The 17041-nt window shown below is 68.7% G+C and carries 17 protein-coding genes; 12 read left to right on the forward strand and 5 right to left on the reverse strand.

What is annotated here, in order from left to right; genetic code table 11:
• Positions 1-120: 120 nt before the first annotated feature.
• Together QZM72_RS25970 and QZM72_RS25975 are read right to left on the reverse strand one after the other, a co-directional pair.
• Complete coding sequence (locus QZM72_RS25970; protein ID WP_301739573.1) at positions 121-1431, reverse strand: GTP-binding protein; 1311 nt, start codon at positions 1429-1431, stop codon at positions 121-123.
• 154 nt (positions 1432-1585) lie between these two features.
• Entirely contained in the window at positions 1586-2083 is a 498-nt protein-coding gene (locus tag QZM72_RS25975; protein WP_301739574.1) for a lytic transglycosylase domain-containing protein, read from the reverse strand.
• 370 nt (positions 2084-2453) lie between these two features.
• Here QZM72_RS25975 and gspD point away from each other — a divergent pair, with 370 nt between their 5' ends.
• From gspD to gspF, 3 genes are read left to right on the forward strand one after another with little or no spacing between them, the layout of a single operon-like run.
• On the forward strand, positions 2454-4787 hold the full coding sequence (gene gspD / locus QZM72_RS25980) for a type II secretion system secretin GspD (RefSeq protein ID WP_301739575.1): 2334 nt from the start codon (positions 2454-2456) through the stop codon (positions 4785-4787).
• Positions 4784-6283, forward strand: a complete 1500-nt coding sequence (gspE, locus tag QZM72_RS25985; RefSeq protein WP_069231980.1) for a type II secretion system ATPase GspE — start codon at positions 4784-4786, stop codon at positions 6281-6283. Before gspD ends, gspE begins: the two co-directional genes overlap by 4 nt.
• Before the next feature lie 4 nt (positions 6284-6287).
• Entirely contained in the window at positions 6288-7505 is a 1218-nt protein-coding gene (gspF, locus tag QZM72_RS25990; RefSeq protein WP_050015775.1) for a type II secretion system inner membrane protein GspF, read from the forward strand.
• 37 nt (positions 7506-7542) lie between these two features.
• Here the strand turns inward: gspF and QZM72_RS25995 are convergent, their stop codons facing one another.
• Entirely contained in the window at positions 7543-7953 is a 411-nt protein-coding gene (locus QZM72_RS25995; protein ID WP_301739576.1) for a type II secretion system protein N, read from the reverse strand.
• A gap of 175 nt (positions 7954-8128) precedes the next feature.
• On the opposite strand from QZM72_RS25995, the gene gspG reads away from it, so the two are divergent.
• Genes gspG through QZM72_RS26035 form a run of 8 tightly spaced genes read left to right on the forward strand, consistent with a single transcriptional unit; the run spans position 8129 to position 14104 of the window.
• A complete protein-coding gene (gene gspG, locus QZM72_RS26000) occupies positions 8129-8581 on the forward strand; it encodes a type II secretion system major pseudopilin GspG (RefSeq protein ID WP_012492990.1) in 453 nt (150 codons plus the stop codon).
• 39 nt (positions 8582-8620) lie between these two features.
• The gene (locus QZM72_RS26005; protein ID WP_301739577.1) at positions 8621-9190 is read left to right on the forward strand and encodes a GspH/FimT family pseudopilin; all 570 of its coding nucleotides are present in this window, start codon (positions 8621-8623) and stop codon (positions 9188-9190) included.
• Positions 9191-9192: 2 nt separating this feature from the next.
• On the forward strand, positions 9193-9594 hold the full coding sequence (gene gspI, locus QZM72_RS26010) for a type II secretion system minor pseudopilin GspI (RefSeq protein WP_301739596.1): 402 nt from the start codon (positions 9193-9195) through the stop codon (positions 9592-9594).
• On the forward strand, positions 9572-10270 hold the full coding sequence (locus QZM72_RS26015; RefSeq protein WP_301739578.1) for a type II secretion system protein J: 699 nt from the start codon (positions 9572-9574) through the stop codon (positions 10268-10270). Before gspI ends, QZM72_RS26015 begins: the two co-directional genes overlap by 23 nt.
• Positions 10271-10272: 2 nt before the next feature.
• Positions 10273-11382, forward strand: a complete 1110-nt coding sequence (gene gspK / locus QZM72_RS26020) for a type II secretion system minor pseudopilin GspK (protein WP_089466439.1) — start codon at positions 10273-10275, stop codon at positions 11380-11382.
• Between the two features lie 26 nt (positions 11383-11408).
• On the forward strand, positions 11409-12776 hold the full coding sequence (gene gspL / locus QZM72_RS26025; protein ID WP_301739579.1) for a type II secretion system protein GspL: 1368 nt from the start codon (positions 11409-11411) through the stop codon (positions 12774-12776).
• Positions 12773-13279 (forward strand): type II secretion system protein M, encoded by a 507-nt coding sequence (gspM, locus tag QZM72_RS26030; protein WP_301739580.1) that lies wholly within the window; start codon positions 12773-12775, stop codon positions 13277-13279. The genes gspL and gspM overlap by 4 nt, the downstream gene beginning before the upstream one ends.
• Before the next feature lie 36 nt (positions 13280-13315).
• Complete coding sequence (locus tag QZM72_RS26035; protein ID WP_301739597.1) at positions 13316-14104, forward strand: type II secretion system protein N; 789 nt, start codon at positions 13316-13318, stop codon at positions 14102-14104.
• Positions 14105-14129: 25 nt separating this feature from the next.
• Here QZM72_RS26035 and QZM72_RS26040 read toward each other — a convergent pair whose 3' ends face one another.
• Positions 14130-15695 carry an efflux transporter outer membrane subunit gene (locus QZM72_RS26040; RefSeq protein ID WP_301739581.1) on the reverse strand — a complete coding sequence of 522 codons (1566 nt, stop codon included), beginning with the start codon at positions 15693-15695 and terminating at the stop codon, positions 14130-14132.
• Positions 15696-15983: 288 nt separating this feature from the next.
• On the reverse strand, positions 15984-16268 hold the full coding sequence (locus QZM72_RS26045; protein WP_089466436.1) for a multidrug ABC transporter ATPase: 285 nt from the start codon (positions 16266-16268) through the stop codon (positions 15984-15986).
• 173 nt (positions 16269-16441) lie between these two features.
• Between QZM72_RS26045 and QZM72_RS26050 the strand changes: the two genes are divergently transcribed.
• Positions 16442-16930, forward strand: a complete 489-nt coding sequence (locus QZM72_RS26050; RefSeq protein ID WP_089466283.1) for a MarR family winged helix-turn-helix transcriptional regulator — start codon at positions 16442-16444, stop codon at positions 16928-16930.
• Positions 16931-17041 lie beyond the last annotated feature (111 nt).

Here is a 17041-nt window from a genome sequence, read left to right on the forward strand (position 1 = left end):
CCCGCCTCTCGGCGGGTTTTTTGTTGGGCGCGCGCGGCATTTTCGCCACAGTTCGCGCGGCGCTTGCAAAAGTTAACGGTTGTTTTTACAAGCCGTTACCACGCGCGCATGTGTGCACGATCACGCGTGCACGATCTGCGTGTCGCCGTGATCGTCGTCGTGCGAATCGACGTCCCACGCGGGGAACGGATCGTCGAACGCGGCCCATCCCGCTGCGCCGAGCGCGAACTCCGCATCGGTCAACAGGCATGCATCGAGTTTCGCGCGCCACGCATCGGCGTCGAGCGCGATGCCGATCAGCACGAGTTCCTGTCGGCGATCGCCGACCGTGCGATCGTCGAGATCGCCGAGCCATTCGGTGCGGATTTCAGCGAGCAGCTCGTCGTCGTCCGGCCATTCCGCGCGATCCTGCGCCGCCCACCACAAACCCGCCGGGCCATGCCGGCATACGCCGCCCGCCTGGGACAGCGAACCCGCAATGTCGTTACGCGTCGCGAGCCAGAAGAAACCCTTGCTGCGCAGCACGCCCGGCCACTCCTGATGCAGCAGCGCCCAGAGACGTGCCGGGTGAAACGGCCGGCGCGCGCGGTAAACAAAATTGCCGATCCCGAATTCGTCGGCTTCGCCGTGCACGTGCGCATGATGCGCGTCATGACAGTCGGGGTCGTCGCAATGCGTGTGATCGTGATCGAGCGACGCGAGCCAGCCCGGCGCATTCGCGGCTTCGTCGAAATCGAAGCGACCGGTGTTCAGCACTTCGTCGAGCGGCACGTTGCCGAACGTCGATACGACCTGATGCGCGCGCGGATTGAGGCGTCCGAGGATGTGCTGCAGGCGCGCGAGATCGTCCGCGCCGACGAGGTCGGCCTTGTTGATCACCAGCACGTCGCAGAATTCGATCTGCTCGATCAGCAGCTCGACGAGCGTGCGATCGTCGTCTTCCGACGCGGCGATGCCGCGCGTCGCGAGCGCGTCGTCGGAGCCGTAGTCGCGCAGGAAGTTGTACGCATCGACCACGGTGACGAGCGTGTCGAGCCGCGCGATCGACGACAGCGACGCGCCGTCGTCATCGACGAACGTGAACGTTTCGGCGATCGGCATCGGCTCCGCGATGCCGGTCGATTCGATCATGATCGCGTCGAAGCGGCCTTCGGCGGCGAGGTTGCGGATCTCGACGAGCAGATCGTCGCGCAGCGTGCAGCAGATGCAGCCGTTCGACATCTCGACGAGACGCTCCTCGACGTGCGACAGCGCCTGCGCATCGCGCACGAGCGACGCGTCGATGTTGACCGCGGCGAGATCGTTGACGATCACCGCGACTTTCAGCCCCGCGCGATTCGCGAGCACGTGATTGAGCAGCGTGGTCTTGCCGGCGCCGAGGAAACCGGACAGCACGGTGACGGGCAACGGCTGTTTCATTGCCGGATTCATGATGATATGTACCAACGGAAAAGATGAAAAAGCGGCCGCGGCGCCCTGCCCGGGCGCGATCGGCCCGCGCGCGGGTGAAACGGCGGCGTCAGCCCGCATTGTGCATCAAACGCGCGCAGGCCGGCCCGGCGTCGGCCTGCGACGCGGCGCCGAATCACCGAGCGGCGGCTTGCGTGGCCTGATCAGCCTGAGTTGCCTGACCAGGCTGCGCGGGCGGCAGCAGCTTCCATTGCGTCAGGATGCCGGCGATCTGCCGCGCGTACTTGTCGCGCAGCGACGGCGTTTCCGAATGATAGGCGCCGACCGCCTGCCACGTGTTGCCGTAGCGGTTCATCTTCTGTTTGAGATGCCACGCGGCGATGTACACGTTCTTGCACGGCTCCATCAGCGTGTCGCGGCCGATCCCGTAGCGCGACAGCGTCGGCAGGTGGATCGAATTGATCTGCATCAGGCCGTAGTCGACCGAGCCGTTCGTGTTCTTGTTCAGCGCACCGGGCCGGTTGCGCGACTCCTGCCACGCGATCGCGCGCAGGATCAGCGGATTGACCTGCTGATATTTGGCCGCTTCGTCGAAACAATCCGCGCGTGCGTTGCCGCTGGCGAACCACGCGCCGGCGGCGATCAACGCGAACGAAGCGAATCGTCTGTTCATCGGGCGGAAACGGAAAGGAATTAATTGCGCGAAGCTCGGGAAAACCCGTGCCTGTGATTCATGCGACGAGAAACGCGCCGCCCGTATCATACCGGCAGACCGTCCGATTGCGACAGCAGGAATACGGCCGCCCGGTTATACCGCATTTCCGTGTCGATTCATCTCGAAATCGGGGCGACGGCCGGCATGCGGAGAGGCGGGCCGATCCTTACATATTGCATACGATTCGCCGGATACATGTCGTATGTGAGACAGTCTTCGGATCAATGTGATATTTCGGACATGAAAAACTGCTAATGTCGCCTCTTTCGGACCTGGATCCCAGCACTACCGCCGGAAGTGGCCTGAGCCGGCATCGACCCATTCATCCATGACAAGAAATCGCTTCGTTATGCGGCGTATCGCCACGACCCTGTTCGTGGCCGGCATCATCGTCTCGCAGGCTGCCTACGCTCAGGTCACGCTCAATTTCGTGAATGCGGACATCGACCAGGTCGCGAAAGCGATCGGCGCCGCGACCGGCAAGACCATCATCGTCGACCCCCGCGTGAAGGGGCAGCTCAATCTCGTGGCCGAACGGCCGGTGCCGGAAGACCAGGCGTTGAAGACGCTGCAGTCGGCGCTGCGCATGCAGGGCTTCGCGCTCGTGCAGGATCACGGCGTGCTGAAGGTCGTGCCGGAAGCCGACGCGAAGCTGCAGGGCGTGCCGACCTACGTCGGCAATGTGCCGCAGGCGCGCGGCGACCAGGTGATCACGCAGGTGTTCGAGCTACACAACGAATCGGCGAACAACCTGCTGCCCGTGCTGCGGCCGCTGATCTCGCCGAACAACACGGTGACGGCCTACCCGGCGAACAACACGATCGTCGTGACCGACTATGCGGACAACGTGCGCCGCATCGCGCAGATCATCGCGGGCGTCGACAGCGCCGCGGGTGCGCAGGTGCAGGTCGTGCCGCTGCGCAATGCGAACGCGATCGACCTCGCCGCGCAGATGCAGAAGATGCTCGACCCGGGTGCGATCGGCAACAGCGACGCAACGCTGAAGGTATCGGTCACGGCCGACCCGCGCACCAACTCGCTGCTGCTGCGCGCATCGAACGGCTCGCGCCTCGCGGCCGCGAAACGCCTCGCGCTGCAGCTCGATGCGCCGAGCGCGGTGCCCGGCAACATGCACGTCGTGCCGCTGCGCAATGCCGATGCGGTGAAGCTCGCGAAGACGCTGCGCGGGATGCTCGGCAAGGGCGGCAACGACAGCGGCTCGTCGGCGTCGTCCAACGATGCGAACAGCTTCAACCAGAACGGCGGCTCGTCGGCGAGCGGCAACTTCTCGACCGGCACGTCGGGCACCCCGCCGCTGCCGTCGGGCGGCCTCGGCGGTTCGTCGTCCTCGTCCTACGGCGGCGGTTCTTCGTCCAGCGGCGGAATCGGCAGCGGCGGCCTGCTCGGCGGCGACAAGGACAAGAGCGGCGACGACAACCAGCCGGGCGGGATGATCCAGGCCGACTCGGCCACCAACTCGCTGATCATCACCGCGTCCGATCCGGTCTACCGGAACCTGCGCTCGGTGATCGACCAGCTCGACGCACGGCGCGCGCAGGTCTATATCGAAGCGCTGATCGTCGAACTGAACTCGACGACGCAGGGGCAACTCGGTATCCAGTGGCAGGTCGCGAGCGGCCAGTTCCTCGGCGGCACGAACCTGGCCGCGGCGGCCGGCAACGTCGCGGGCAACAGCATCATCAACCTCACGACCGGTAGCGCGGGCAGTACCGGCGCCGGCCTCGCCGCCAATCTTTCGGGGTTGAACCAGGGGCTCAACATCGGCTGGCTGCACAACATGTTCGGCGTGCAGGGCCTCGGCGCACTGCTGCAGTATTTCTCGGGCGTGAGCGACGCGAACGTGCTGTCGACGCCGAACCTGATCACGCTCGACAACGAGGAAGCGAAGATCGTCGTCGGCCAGAACGTGCCGATCGCGACCGGTTCGTACTCGAACCTGACGAGCGGCACGACGAGCAATGCGTTCAACACGTACGACCGTCGCGACGTCGGCCTGACGCTGCACGTGAAGCCGCAGATCACCGACGGCGGGATTCTGAAGCTGCAGCTCTATACCGAGGACTCGGCGGTCGTCAGCGGCACCACCAACGCGCAGACCGGCCCGACCTTCACGAAACGCTCGATCCAGTCGACGATCCTGGCCGACAACGGCGAGATCATCGTGCTCGGCGGCCTGATGCAGGACAACTACCAGGTCTCGAACAGCAAGGTGCCGCTGCTGGGCGACATCCCGTGGATCGGGCAGTTGTTCCGTTCGGAATCGAAGCAGCGGCAGAAGACGAACCTGATGGTGTTCCTGCGCCCGGTGATCATTTCCGATCACAGCACCGCGCAGGAAGTCACGGCGAACCGCTACGACTATATCCAGGGCGTGACGGGCGCGTACAAGTCCGACAACAACGTGATGCGCGACAAGGACGATCCGGTCGTCCCGCCGATGCCGATCGGTCCGAGCCAGGGTGGCACGGCCGCGGGCAACCTGTTCGATCTCGACAAGATGCGTCGCCAGCAGTTGCAGCGCCAGGTCGCGCCGGTGCCGGCGCAGCCGCTGCCCGAGGCGACGCCCGCGCAGCCGCAAGGCGTGCCCCAGCAGGCGGTGCCGCAACAGCCGCTGACCGCCGCACCGGGAGCGTCGCAGTGAGCGACGTGCTCGCGTCTTCCGCCCACGACGGCGCGCCGGGCGAGCGCCAGCCGCCGTCGCCGCTCGCCGCGCGCCTGCTGCCGTACGGCTTCGCGAAGAGCGGCCAGGTGCTGATCGCGCACCAGCTCGACGACACGCTCGAGGTGTGGATCAGCGAACGCACGAGCGACGCCGCGCTCGCGGAGATCGCGCGCAACTTCGGCTCGATTTCCGTGCATCGCGTGCCGGCCGACGAGCTCGCGCAGGCGATCAACCAGGCCTATGCGCGCCAGGACGGCAGCGCCGCGCAGGTGGTCGGCGAGGTCGAAGGCGAAGTCGACCTGTCGCGGCTGATGCAGGACATCCCCGAAGTCGAGGATCTGCTCGAATCGGAAGACGACGCGCCGATCATCCGGATGATCAACGCGCTGCTCACGCAAGCGGCGCGCGAACAGGCGTCGGACATCCACATCGAGCCGTTCGAGAACGCGTCGGTGGTGCGCTTTCGCGTCGACGGCACGCTGCGCGACGTCGTGCGCCCGAAGAAGGCGCTGCACGGCGCGCTGATCTCGCGGATCAAGATCATGGCGCAGCTCGACATTGCCGAGAAGCGCCTGCCGCAGGACGGCCGCATCACGCTGCGCGTCGGCGGCCGGCCGGTCGACGTGCGCGTGTCGACGCTGCCGACCGGGCATGGCGAGCGCGCGGTGCTGCGTCTGCTGGAAAAGGACGCGCAGCGGCTGAACCTCGAAGCGCTCGGCATGGGGCGCGACACGCTCGTCCAGTTCGACAAGCTGATCGGCCGCCCGCACGGCATCGTGCTCGTCACCGGCCCGACCGGTTCGGGCAAGACGACCACGCTGTACGCGTCGATGTCGCGACTCGAAACCGCGACGACCAACATCATGACCGTCGAGGACCCGATCGAGTACGACCTGTCCGGCATCGGCCAGACGCAGGTGAACGAGCGGATCGGGATGACCTTCGCCCGCGCGCTGCGCTCGATCCTGCGCCAGGACCCGGACGTGATCATGATCGGCGAAATCCGCGATCTCGAAACCGCGCAGATCGCGGTGCAGGCGTCGCTGACGGGCCACCTGGTGCTCGCGACGCTGCACACGAACGATGCCGCGTCCGCCGTCACGCGCCTGACCGACATGGGCGTCGAGCCGTACCTGCTCGCGTCGTCGCTGCTCGGCGTGCTCGCGCAGCGCCTCGTGCGCCAGCTCTGCCCCGTCTGCAAGGAAGAGCGGCACGAGGACGGCCGCACCGTATGGCATCCGGTCGGTTGCGCGAAGTGCGGACATTCCGGTTATGCGGGCCGGCGCGGTGTGTACGAGCTGCTGGTGATCGACGATTCGATCCGCTCGCTGATTCACCGCAACGCGGCCGATGCTGAAATTCTCGCCGCCGGCCGCGCGGAAGGCATGCGCACGCTGCGCGACGACGCCGAGCGCTGGCTCGCGTCCGGCGCGACGTCGCTCGAGGAAGTGCTGCGCGTGACGGGAGGCGCATAGCGCGATGCCGGCATTCCGTTTCGAAGCAATCGATTCGGCGGGGCGCGCGCAGAAAGGCGTGATCGATGCCGACAGCGCGCGCGCCGCGCGCGGCCAGCTGCGCACGCAGGGGCTCACGCCGCTCGTCGTCGAGCCGGCCGCCAGCGCGACGCGCGGCGCGCGTTCGCAGCGGCTCGCGTTCGGCCGCAAGCTGTCGCAGCGCGAACAGGCGATTCTCACGCGCCAGCTCGCGAGCCTGCTGATCGCGGGGCTGCCGCTCGACGAGGCGCTCGGCGTGCTGACCGAGCAAGCCGAGCGCGACTACATCCGCGAACTGATGGCCGCGATCCGCGCGGAAGTGCTCGGCGGTCATTCGCTCGCGAATGCGCTCGGCCAGCATCCGCGCGATTTTCCGGAGATCTACCGCGCGCTCGTTGCCGCGGGCGAGCACACCGGCAAGCTCGGCATCGTGCTGTCGCGCCTGGCCGACTACATCGAGCAGAGCAATGCGCTCAAGCAGAAGATCCTGCTCGCGTTCACGTATCCGGGCATCGTCACGCTGATCGCGTTTGGCATCGTCACGTTCCTGCTGAGCTACGTCGTGCCGCAGGTCGTCAACGTGTTCGCGAGCACGAAGCAGCAGCTGCCGATCCTCACGGTCGTGATGATGGCGCTGTCGGAATTCGTGCGGCACTGGTGGTGGGCGATCCTGATCGCGGTCGCGCTCGTCGTGTGGTTCGTGAAGGCGACGCTGTCGCGTGCCGGGCCGAGGCTCGCGTTCGATCGCTGGGTGCTGACCGCGCCGCTCGCGGGCAAGCTCGTGCGTGGCTACAACACGGTGCGCTTCGCGAGCACGCTCGGCATTCTCACCGCGGCCGGCGTGCCGATCCTGCGCGCGTTGCAGGCGGCCGGCGAGACGCTGTCGAACCGCGCGATGCGCGCGAACATCGACGACGCGATCGTGCGCGTGCGCGAAGGCTCCGCGCTGTCGCGCGCGCTGAACAACGTGAAGACGTTTCCGCCGGTGCTCGTGCACCTGATTCGCTCGGGCGAGGCGACGGGCGACGTGACGACGATGCTGGATCGCGCGGCAGAAGGCGAAGCGCGCGAACTCGAGCGCCGCACGATGTTCCTGACGAGCCTGCTGGAGCCGCTGCTGATTCTCGCGATGGGCGGCATCGTGCTCGTGATCGTGCTGGCCGTGATGCTGCCGATCATCGAGCTGAACAACATGGTGCAGTGACGATGCGGCCCGGTTCCGACTGCCGGGCCGCTACCGTTCAGCGCATGTAGATCGCGGGGGACGGCGTGTTCGCCGGGAGCTGGATTTCGGCGCGGGCGCCGTTGCGGTCGATGATGATCGAGCGCGGGCGGACTTCGGCGAGCTTCGCGCCGGACGTGACGTCCGCGCCGAGCGACACGGCGCGCGGCGGTTCGCCGCCGACGCTGACGATCGCGGCGCCGCCGTGGTCGAGCGCGAGAATGCCGAACAGGTGGATGTCCTGCACGGGATTCTTGTCGAGCTGGCCGCCGAAGAGCGCGGCGGCGTCCTCGGTGCGGATCGGCGGCCGCGCGGCGGCGGCGGGCAGCGGCGCTTCGCGGGCCGACAGCGTGACGACCCAGTAGGTGGCCGTCGCGCACAAACCCGCGAAGAGGGCGAGGGAAAGGATCCGGATCGAGAGCGCGTTCATGCGCGCTATTGTACGGATGTATATGAAATTTGCGTTGGGTGAAAGCCCTCGGCGATGCGCGCCTTACAATGCGTGCTCCGCGCCCGCCGGTCCGGAAGGTTGCTGTCAGGCAATCGTCCGGTGCGCCGGGTGCGTCACTCAATCGACGACATTTTTTGGAAAGAGGTAGTCAGTCATGCAAACGTGGATCACTCGCCGCAACGCGGCCGTGCGTCGTCAGCGCGGTTTCACGCTGATCGAGATCATGGTGGTGGTCGCGATCCTCGGGATCCTGGCGGCGCTGATCGTGCCGAAGATCATGAGCCGCCCCGACGAGGCGCGCCGCATCGCCGCGAAGCAGGACATCGGCACGATCATGCAGGCGCTCAAGCTGTACCGCCTGGACAACGGCCGCTATCCGACCCAGGAGCAGGGCCTGAACGCGCTGATCCAGAAGCCGACCAACGATCCGATCCCGAACAACTGGAAGGACGGCGGCTATCTCGAGCGCCTGCCGAACGATCCGTGGGGCAACGGGTACAAGTACCTGAACCCGGGCGTGCACGGCGAGATCGACGTGTTCAGTTACGGCGCCGACGGCAAGGAAGGCGGCGAAAGCAACGACTCCGACATCGGCTCGTGGCAATAGGCCGGCGCTGATCGACCCGACGTTTCATTTCCGTTCTTCATGCTCGCCATTCGCACGACCTCCCGCTGCGGCCGCGATTGCCGTGTGCGTCGCGGTGCGGTGCCGTCCGTACCGGCACGTGCCGATGGCGGCTTGGTGAAGCCCCGCGCGGCGCGGCGTCGCGCGCGCGGCTTCACGCTGCTCGAAATGCTGGTCGTGCTCGTGATCGCGGGGCTGCTCGTGTCGCTCGCATCGCTGTCGTTGACGCGCAATCCGCGCACCGACCTGCGCGAGGAAGCGCAGCGCCTCGCGCTGCTGTTCGAGACGGCCGGCGACGAAGCGCAGGTGCGCGCGCGGCCGATCGCGTGGCAGCCGACCGCGCACGGTTTCCAGTTCGACGTGAGCTCGCCCGACGGCTGGCGCACGCTGCGCGACGACCTGCTGCGCCCGCGCGACTGGGACGGCGGCGTCACCGGCGCGGACATCGATTACCCGGGCTCGGACACGCGCGCGAATCGCGTCGTGTTCGGCACCGAGAGCATCGACACGCCGGTGCGCGTGACGCTGCATTCGGCCGCCGGCAGCGCGACGATCGTCGGCACCGGCAACGGCCGCTACGAGGTGCAATGACGATGCGTCGTCGCCTGCCCTTCCCCGTTTCCTCCTCCCGCGGCTTCACGATGATCGAGGTGCTGGTCGCGCTCGCGATCATCGCGGTCGCGCTCGCCGCGTCGATTCGCGCGGTCGGCACGATGGCGACCAATGCGTCCGACCTGCATCGCCGCCTGCTGGCCGGCTGGAGCGCCGACAACGCGCTCGCGCAGTTGCGGCTCACGCATGCGTGGCCGGAAGTCGGCGAACAGAGTTTCGACTGCTCGCAAGGCAACGTGCAGCTCGTCTGCACGCAGCGCGTGAGCACCACGCCGAACCCGGTGTTCCGGCGCGTGCGGGTTTCGGTGAGCATGCCCGGCCGTGCCGGCGTGCTCGCGCAGATGGTGACGGTGGTCGCGAATGAAACCAACCGTCCGCTCTGACGCGCCGATGCGCCGCCCGTCCGCCCCCGTGGCCCGCCCCGCCCGCGGCTTCACGCTGATCGAGCTGATGATCGCGATCGCGATTCTCGCGGTGGTCGCGATCCTCGCGTGGCGCGGGCTCGACCAGATCATGCGCGGTCGCGACAAGGTCGCGGCCGCGATGGAAGACGAGCGGGTGTTCGCGCAGATGTTCGACCAGATGCGCATCGACGCGCGGCTCGCCGCGACCGACGACGAGGCCGGCCAGCCGGCGATCGGCGTCGCCGGCAACACGCTGCAGATCGTGCGCGAGCTCGACGTGCCGGGCGTCGCGCCGCGGCTGCAGGTGGTCCGCTACCGGATCGCCGGCGGGCGCGTCGTGCGCTATGCGTCGCCGCCGATCGACGACACGAACCGGCTGCGCACGCTGCTGAAGGACAGCAGCGTCGAAGGCTGGAGCTGGGTCGCGCTGATGGGCGGCGTCGGCGCGATCGACGCGAAGCTGTACGTGCCGCGCGTGGGCTGGACCACCAACCTGCAGACGGCCGACGAAGCGCTCGCGCAGAACAACGACGCGCTCAAGGTGCCGCAGATCGGCAACGCGCCGCCGGCGCGCGCGGTGACCGGGCTGCAGGTCAGCATCGGCGCCACGTCGCTGCGCGTGCCGGTCACGCGCATCTTCCTCGTCGGGGAATGACGATGCGTGCGCGCCCTGTCCGTCGAATGCGTGCCCGCCGCCAGCGCGGCGCCGCGATCATCACCGCGTTGCTCGTGGTCGCGCTGTCGGCGATCCTGGTCTCGGGGATGTTGTGGCGCCAGCAAGTGCAGATCCGCCGCATCGAGAACCAGCGCGTGATCGCGCAGGCGCAGTGGGTCGCGCGCGGCGCGCTCGACTGGACGCGGATGATCCTGCGCTCGGAAGGCGACACGGCGCCCGGCATCACGTATCTCGGCGGGATCTGGGGCGTGCCGATCGCGAAGACGAAGCTGTCGGATTTCCTCGGCCGGATTGGCGCGCCGAACGACACCGACGCCGAAGACACCTATCTGTCCGGCTCGATCGAGGATGCGCAGGCGAAGTTCAACCTGCGCAACCTCGTGTCGTCGCCGGCGCCCGGCGTGCTGCAGCTGAACGTCACGCAGATGCAGGTGTTCCAGCGCCTGCTGACGACGCTCGGCTACGACAGCGCGTTCGCGAAGCGTATCGCGCTGCAGGTGCGCGCGGGGCTGCTGCATTCGGCCACGCGGTTCCAGATGCCGAACCTGCCCGGCGGCGGCGGGACCGCCGCGAATGCCGCGACCGCGCCGGTGACGAGCGGCGACCTGCAGGGCAGCGGCTTCACCGACGATCCGGGGATGGCCGGCGGCGACCGCGGGCCCGCGCCGCTGATGATGACGCGCGTCGACAGCCTGCTCGACGTCGACGGCGTGACGCCCGAGATGGTCGCGCGGCTGCGCCCGTTCGTCACCGTGCTGCCGACCACGACGCCCGTGAACATGAACACCGCGCCGGCCGAAGTGATCGCCGCGCTGATACCGGGAATGAGCGTGTCGTCCGCGCAGGCGCTCGTGGCGCGCCGCGAGACGGTGTTTTTCCGCAACGTCGGCGACGTGCAGCTCGCGCTGCGCGGCGCCGGCGCGCCGCCGAACGTGACGATCGACTCGAGCCTCGTCGACGTCAATTCGAGCTATTTCATCGTGCACGGCCGGATCCAGCACGAACGCGCGGAGGTCGATCGCACCTCGCTCGTGTATCGTGATCCGACCACGCACTCGACACGGGTCGTGCGCATCCGCGACCAGCTATAACGACGCCAATCGGGAGAGGAGCTCTTGTGAGCACGTTGATTGTTTCTTTGCCGCCGCGCGAGCCTGCCGTGCCGTTGCAGGAATGGCAGTGGCCCGAGCTGCCGTTCGCGCTCGTCGACAAGGCCGGCCAGGTGCAGCGCGCGGGCCGCGCCGCGCTCGCGCTGCTGCCGCGCGCGAACGCCACGGTGCTGATCGTCGCCGCGCGCGACGTGCTGCTGCTGGCCGCGACCGTGCCGCCGCTGAAGGGGCCGAAGCTGCGCCAGGCGCTGCCCAACATCGTCGAGGATCAGCTGATCCAGGATCCGCTCGGCTGCCATATCGCGCTCGATCCGGCCCCGCTGCCCGACGGGCGCCGCGTGCTGGCTGTCGTCGATCGCGCGTGGTTTCGCGCGATCTGCGACGCGTTCACCGCGGCCGGCCATCGGCACCTGAGCGCGGTGCCCGCGACCCGCTGCCTGCCGGCGCCGCGTGGATCGGCCGAGGCCGCATCGGCCGCGCCGGCCGACGGCGAGCCTGCCGCCGCGCTCGTCGCGGATGCGATCGAGCCGCCTGCCCGCCCGGCGACGGTCGCCGCGGTGCTTGGGCTCGCGACGGCGGTCGAGCCGGTGCTCGTCGAAGCCGGCGCGCTGCCGGCCGCGGCCGGGGCGCCGCGCCTCGAGCTGGCGGTCGCGCGCGGCGCGCTCGGCGAAGGTTTCGCGGCGCCCGCGTCGCGCGCGGCCGGCACGCTGGCCGCGCTCGCGGGCGGCGGCGACGTCGAACTGTACGAGCTCGGCGAACCGGGCGCGGAGCCGCGGCTCGCGTCGGTCGGCCGCACCGACGGCCCGCTGCTGCCGGGCGCCGCGCCGCTGTCGTTCGACACGTTCGCGCGCCGGGCGCTCGCCGAGAAATTCGATCTGTGCCAGTTCGAGTTCGAATCGCAGCCGTGGCGCTTCGACCGCGCGACGGTGAAGCGCCTGCGCGTGCCGATCGCGCTGGCCGCGGCGACGCTCGGCGTCGCGGTGATCGGGATGAACCTGCACTGGTGGAAACTGTCGCGCGAGCGCGATGCGCTGTCCGCGCAGATCACCGAGACGCTGCTGTCTGCCTTCCCGAAGACGACCACCGTGCTCGACCCGCCCGCGCAGATGCAGCGTCAGCTCGACCAGCTTCGGCTGGCTGCCGGCGAGCTGTCGCCCAACGATTTCCTCGCGCTGTCGAGCGGCTTGTCGCGCTCGATGGGCGCGCTGCCGCTGAACGGCATCGCGTCGCTCGACTATCACGACCGGCGGCTCGACGTCGGCTTCAAGCCGGAGGTCAAGGTCGATCCCGATTTCACGCAGCGCCTCGCGCGTAACGGACTGTCCGGCGAAGTCGACAGCAACACGGGCAAATGGACGATCCGGAGCCGCTCATGAAAACCGAACAACTGAACCAGACGCTGGCCCAGTTCTGGGGCGAGCGCTCGCCGCGCGAGAAGACGCTGCTCGGCTGGGGCGGCGCCGTGCTGGCGGTCGCGATCGCGTATTCGGTGCTGTGGTCGCCCGCGCAGGAGGGCCGTGCGCGGATCCAGCGCGCGTTGCCGACGATGCGTCACGAGCTCGCGCAGATGACCGCGCAGGCGAACGAGGCGAAATCGCTGACGGCCGCCGCGCAGGGCGTCGCGCCGACCGGTCTCGCGCTGAAGGATGCGCTGAGCGCGTCGCTGTCCGATCACGGGTTGCAGGGCGCGCAGGTGCAGATCGTCGGCAACGGCGTGCAGATCCAGATGAAGAACGTGTCGTTCCCGGCCTGGACCCAGTGGCTCGACGATGCGCGCCGGCAGTTCAAGGTGCAGGTCGGCGAAGCGCACGCGACGGCGTTGAAGGAAGACGGCCAGGTGGACCTGACGGCCGTGATGCAACCTTCCGTCCAGAAATAGATGACGGCAGTGGATGACGCAAACGAAGGCCGGCCGATGCGGCCGTGGGTGAGGCGGCTCGTCGCCGTGTTGCCGTGGGCGCTGGCGGGCGGTGTGGCGACGGCGGTGACGCTCGTCGCGCTCGCGCCGGCCGCGTGGATCGCGCCGCAGTTCGCCCGGGCGACCGACGGCCATGTGAATCTGGTCGATCCGGACGGGTCGCTGTGGCACGGCTCCGGCACGCTGATGCTCGCGCCGGGCGCCGACCAGAGCGCGGCGACGCTGCTGCCGGGACGGGTCGAATGGACCACGCGCTTCTGGCCGCTGCTGACCGGGCGCGTGCAGATGCGCATGCGGCAGACCGAAGCGATGCCCGATGCGGTCACGCTCGATGCGACGTGGCGCGGCGCGGTGCTGTCGGCGGGCACGATGGCCGTGCCTGCGTCGCTGCTCACGGGGCTCGGCACGCCGTTCAACACGCTCGACCTGCAGGGCGACGTGCGGCTCGGCTGGACCGACTGGCGGCTGATCGGCAACAACGCGTTCGGCCAGTTGACGGTGACGATCGATTCGATGAGTTCGCGCGTGTCGCGCGTGAAGCCGCTCGGTTCGTACCGCGCGGTATTGCAGGCGAAGGGCGCGGGCGCCGATCTCGACCTGTCGACGACGCAGGGGCCGCTGTTCCTCGACGGGCACGGCAGCTTCGGCCCCGGCCAGGGATCGTTCCGCGGGACCGCGCATGCGGCGCCCGAGCAGCAGGCGAACCTCGCGGGGCTGCTGAACCTGCTCGGTCACCCGATCGGCAACAACCAGGTTTCGCTGATCTTCGGCGACGCGCAGCGCTGAGTGCGCGCGTCGCCCGCCTCCCTTCCTACTTCTGCGCGAGCGGCGCGGCGACCGACGGTGCGGTGGCCGCGGGCGCGCCGGACGCCGGCAAAGGCGCCGGCGCCGCCATGTCGCCGTTCTCGCGCGCCATCTCCGACACGTCCCAGCCGCCGCCGAGCGCCTTCACGAGCCCGACCGACGACACCATCCGCTGCCCGGCGATCGTCGCGAGCTTCTGCTGCGCGGTGAACGCGGTGGTTTGCGCGGTCAGCACGTTCAGGTACGCGACCGTGCCGGCCTTGTACTGGTTCGTGACGATCGCGAGCGCGTGTTCGGCGCTGTCGACGGCCTGCCGCTGCACGTCGATTTCCTGCGCGAGGATGCGCTGCGACGCGAGGTTGTCCTCGACGTCCTGGAACGCGGTGAGCACCGCGAGGCGATAGGCGGCGACGTCCTGGTCGTAGGTCGCGCGCGCGGCGTCGGTCTGCGCGGCGCGCAGCCCCGCGTCGAACAGCGTGGCCGCGAGTTGCGGGCCGACCGTCCAGAAGCGTGCCGGCAGCGTGAACAACTGCGACCACACCGAGCTCTGGAAGCCGCCGCTGGCCGACAGCGTCAGCGTGGGGAAGAACGCGGCGATCGCGACGCCGATCTGCTCGTTCGCGGCCGCCGCGCGGCGCTCGGCCGCCGCGACGTCGGGCCGGCGCTCGAGGATCGCGGACGGCACGTCGACCGGCGTGATCGGCGGCTCGGCCGCGAGCGGGTTCGGCGGCAGCGAGAAGGTCGACGCGGGCTCGCCGATCAGCGTCGCGATCGCATGCTCGTATTGCGCGCGGGCGACGCCGTTGTCGATCTGCGCGGCCTGCGCGCTCTGCAGCTGCGTCTGCGCCTGGATCACGTCCGCGCGGGCCGCGACGCCCTGCGCATACTGGTTCTGCGTGAGCTTCAGCGACTGTTCGTACGACTTCACGGTGTCGTCGAGCAGCTTTTGCAGCGCATCGGACGTGCGCAGCTGGAAATAGGTCTGCGCGAGCAGCGCCTGCTGCGACAGCCGCGCGTTCGCGAGATCGGCCGCGGCCGCCGCTTCGCCGGCGCGCTGCGCGCTGACGGTGCGGCTCACCTTGCCCCACAGGTCGGGTTCCCAGCTGGCGTCGAGGCCGACGCTGTAGCTGTTGTTGATCGACCCGGTCGACCCGCTGCCGAAATTCGACGACGCGCCCGACGACAGCGACGTGCGTGGCGTGCGTGCGCGCGAGCCCGATGCGGTCAGCCCGACGGTCGGGAAATACGCGGCGCGCGCCTCGGTGACGAGCGCGCGCGCCTGCCGGTAGGCGGCCGCCGATTGCGCGATGGTCTGGTTCGATGCGTTGAGCTTGCCGATCAGCGTATCGAGCTGCGGATCGTTGTAGACCGCCCACCACGCGCCGCGGTCGGCGCGATCGGCGGGCTGCGCGACTTTCCAGCCGGCCGGCGCTTCCTTGAAGGCGGCGGGGATCGACGTGTCGGGCCGGTGGTAGTCGGGCCCGACGGCGCAGCCGGCGAGCAGCACGGCCGTCGCAAGGGCGACGGCGGCGCTCAGCGGGCGAACGGCGCGCGGGAGGGGGGCGTACGGCATGGTGGTTTTCCTGTCTGGGCGTGACGGCCGGCGAGCGGCGCCGCGCGATGCGGTCGGCATGCCGCTGGCGGACAAATGGTAACTGACGGCGGGAAAGCTGCGCAGCCCTAAGGGTACGGTGCACGGCGAACAGAATGTGTTACCGACGCGGCCGGCCGGTTTACCGGCCATTACGGCTGGCTTGCGGGAAAACGGGCGTGCGAACGGGCTACGACACCGGCCGCGTGTGGCGCGGCCGACGATCGGGCGGGACAGGCGGGACGTTCGGAAAGCGGAAGCGGTGCGACGTCAGTGGCAGCGCGCGGGCAGCGGGGCGGGCTCGGCGGCGGCCCGCCATGTCGACGGCTCGGTTGCGGCCGGCTGGCTCGTGCGGCGGGCGCCGCCCTTCGCGTTGCGCTGCCGGCGATGATCGAACCATGCGAACCCGAGCGCCGCGAGCGAGCCGCCAGGCACGACCAGCATCGTCACGTACAGCGCGATCTTCCAGCCGCGGTGCGGCCCGGAGAACACATGATGAGCGGTATCGGTCAGGTTGCGGCGCAGCGCGCCGGCGGCATTTTTCAGGAACAGCATCGCGAACATCCTCGGTGCCCGGCAGTGCGGGCCAATCGGTCAGAACATAGTCTCCGGCAGTGCAACATGCACGTCGTAACTGGTTGACTCAAATAATATTGACTAAGCAATCATTTTTCAAGATACTGGGCGCGTTCAAACCCGAAACGCACTATTGCTGCGCGCGCAATCGTATGACCAGCGGCCTCTACGATCCCGAGAACATCGCGCTGGAAACGAGCCTCGGCTATTACCTGTCGAAGGCGAAGCAGGCGCTCGTCGAGCGGATGGATCGCGCGCTCGAGCCGCTCGACCTCACCGCGCAGCAGATCGGCGTGATCCTGCTGCTGTCGCGCGGCTACGCGCGCACGCCGTTCGAACTGTCGCGCAAGATGTCGTACGACAGCGGCTCGATGACGCGCATGCTCGACCGCCTCGAACGCAAGGGGTTGATCGCGCGCGCGCGCAGCGAGCAGGACCGCCGAATGATCGAGCTGTCGCTGACCGAGCGCGGCATCGAAGCCGCCCGCGCACTGCCGTCGCTAGTCGCGACCGTGCTGAACGCGCAGCTCGAAGGCTTTTCGGCCGACGAACTGGCGACGCTCACCGCCCTGCTGCAGCGCTTCATCGCCAACGGGCCCGCTTCGACCGGCTGCCCGAAGCCCGACGAACCCGACTGCTGATGTGCGCGGAGCCTTCATGTCTAGGTTAAGCATTCGCTTATTTCTCTGTCTGGGCAGAAGATGACGCGGCACGCGCTCCGCTTTTCCCCTTTTTCATTCCACCCGGCCGGG

This window comes from Burkholderia sp. AU45388 (assembly GCF_030481585.1).
GTDB classification, from domain to species: domain Bacteria; phylum Pseudomonadota; class Gammaproteobacteria; order Burkholderiales; family Burkholderiaceae; genus Burkholderia; species Burkholderia sola.

What these genes read in the sequence shown, in the direction of transcription:
- QZM72_RS25970 (WP_301739573.1), bottom strand. Translation starts at nt 1,431, where the DNA reads ATGAATCCGGCAATGAAACAGCCGTTGCCCGTCACCGTGCTGTCCGGT.
- QZM72_RS25975 (WP_301739574.1), bottom strand. Translation starts at nt 2,083, where the DNA reads ATGAACAGACGATTCGCTTCGTTCGCGTTGATCGCCGCCGGCGCGTGG.
- gspD (WP_301739575.1), top strand. Translation starts at nt 2,454, where the DNA reads ATGACAAGAAATCGCTTCGTTATGCGGCGTATCGCCACGACCCTGTTC.
- gspF (WP_050015775.1), top strand. Translation starts at nt 6,288, where the DNA reads ATGCCGGCATTCCGTTTCGAAGCAATCGATTCGGCGGGGCGCGCGCAG.
- QZM72_RS25995 (WP_301739576.1), bottom strand. Translation starts at nt 7,953, where the DNA reads ATGAACGCGCTCTCGATCCGGATCCTTTCCCTCGCCCTCTTCGCGGGT.
- gspG (WP_012492990.1), top strand. Translation starts at nt 8,129, where the DNA reads ATGCAAACGTGGATCACTCGCCGCAACGCGGCCGTGCGTCGTCAGCGC.
- QZM72_RS26005 (WP_301739577.1), top strand. Translation starts at nt 8,621, where the DNA reads ATGCTCGCCATTCGCACGACCTCCCGCTGCGGCCGCGATTGCCGTGTG.
- gspI (WP_301739596.1), top strand. Translation starts at nt 9,193, where the DNA reads ATGCGTCGTCGCCTGCCCTTCCCCGTTTCCTCCTCCCGCGGCTTCACG.
- QZM72_RS26015 (WP_301739578.1), top strand. Translation starts at nt 9,572, where the DNA reads ATGAAACCAACCGTCCGCTCTGACGCGCCGATGCGCCGCCCGTCCGCC.
- gspK (WP_089466439.1), top strand. Translation starts at nt 10,273, where the DNA reads ATGCGTGCGCGCCCTGTCCGTCGAATGCGTGCCCGCCGCCAGCGCGGC.
- gspM (WP_301739580.1), top strand. Translation starts at nt 12,773, where the DNA reads ATGAAAACCGAACAACTGAACCAGACGCTGGCCCAGTTCTGGGGCGAG.
- QZM72_RS26035 (WP_301739597.1), top strand. Translation starts at nt 13,316, where the DNA reads ATGCGGCCGTGGGTGAGGCGGCTCGTCGCCGTGTTGCCGTGGGCGCTG.
- QZM72_RS26040 (WP_301739581.1), bottom strand. Translation starts at nt 15,695, where the DNA reads ATGCCGTACGCCCCCCTCCCGCGCGCCGTTCGCCCGCTGAGCGCCGCC.
- QZM72_RS26045 (WP_089466436.1), bottom strand. Translation starts at nt 16,268, where the DNA reads ATGCTGTTCCTGAAAAATGCCGCCGGCGCGCTGCGCCGCAACCTGACC.
- QZM72_RS26050 (WP_089466283.1), top strand. Translation starts at nt 16,442, where the DNA reads ATGACCAGCGGCCTCTACGATCCCGAGAACATCGCGCTGGAAACGAGC.